The organism is Pseudomonas sp. P5_A2_2 (assembly GCF_054177685.1).
The window spans coordinates 1-1241 of sequence record NZ_JBGCUL010001194.1 but is presented as its reverse complement, the minus strand read 5'-3'; the positions used below and the strand labels follow the sequence as shown (position 1 = coordinate 1241).

Here is a 1241-nt window from a genome sequence, read left to right as displayed (position 1 = left end):
GTGTACTCCTCGGGCGACTTGCTGGTCTGCAAGGTCAGCGTCGGATCGTTCGGCGTGGCACAACCGGCCAGCAGCAGCGGGGCGAAGGCCAGGGTGGGGGCAAAAAAAGTACGCATGAATCAGGTCCTGAAAAGAAATCAACGGTGATTTGGGTTGCCCGCCGCTCAATGGTCGTCGAGCTAATTAATTGATTGCTGCGGTTAATCCGGCTGATACCAGCGCCTTCAACGACGCATCGAACTGTTTCAGCGCGGTCAGTTGCAGGTCGCGTTGCTGTTCGATTTGCGTGGCGATCTCGGGGGCGGCCTTGTCATGCACCCACACCGACGGCAGTTGTTTTTCCACCGCGCCTTCGGCCTTGCCGATGTACTGCAAGTTGGCGTCGTAGAACCGCGCGGCGAAACGCGCCTCGACCCGATCGTTACGCTGGGTCAGCAACTGGTTGTGGGTATCGAGCATCACCACCACATCGGGATGGGCCTGCACCAGGGCATCGAGGTTGTCGTAGACGGTCACCGACAGAAAGGTGTGGTGCAGCGAACTCATCAGCCAGTCGATGGCCAGGTCCGGATCGGAGCTGTTGACGAACGCCTGGCGAATCCGCGCATCCAGTGCGTTCTTCGCGCCGTTCACCGCCACCGAGTGGTATTGCTCAAGGTATTGCAGGTTTTCCACGGTGTCTTCGCTGTAAAGCACTCCGACCGTCTGCCCGTATTGCAACCCGCCCTGGCTCCCAGTGATGGGCGGCAGATGGCAGGTGCGCGCGTCCTCGGCGTAGGCCGATGCGGTGCATGCAACGCTGCCCAGCAACAGGGCAATCACAGCCAGTCGGGTCAAGATTTTCATCGCGCGGGTTCCTTGAGCAGCGTGTTCAATGCAGGCGATTTTCCGCCTTTGCGCAAAAAACAGAACTTGCGATTCTTGATGGTGACTATTGACTGAACCGATAGTGCGGGGCCGCTAGCGCATGCCTCTGGCGCAAACTTACCGGTCAATGTCGAACAAGCGGCTGTGCCGGGCGCCCACGGTTGATTACAGTGGCGACTGCCCTCAAAACCTGATCAAGGAACGAAACAATGGTGACCTGCTACCTCAAATACGTGCTCGATCCCTACCAGCTCGAAGCGTTCGAACACTACGGCAAGTTGTGGATTCCCCTGGTGGAAAAGTTCGGCGGCCAGCACCACGGCTACTTTTTGCCCTCGGAGGGCGCCAACAACATCGCCCTGGCGCTGTTCACC

At 58.8% G+C, this 1241-nt stretch carries 2 protein-coding genes; one reads left to right on the top strand and one right to left on the bottom strand.

The window, feature by feature from the left end:
• Positions 1-183: 183 nt before the first annotated feature.
• Entirely contained in the window at positions 184-846 is a 663-nt protein-coding gene (locus ACXRVY_RS30025; protein ID WP_223463639.1) for an ATPase, read from the bottom strand.
• A 230-nt stretch (positions 847-1076) separates the two neighbouring features.
• Here ACXRVY_RS30025 and ACXRVY_RS30020 point away from each other — a divergent pair.
• Positions 1077-1241 (top strand): NIPSNAP family protein (locus ACXRVY_RS30020; RefSeq protein ID WP_458239075.1); only part of this gene is annotated, 165 nt, incomplete at its 3' end.

Bases quoted from the DNA above. Each gene is read 5' to 3' on its own strand.
- ACXRVY_RS30025 (WP_223463639.1), bottom strand. From the start codon at position 846: ATGAAAATCTTGACCCGACTGGCTGTGATTGCCCTGTTGCTGGGCAGC.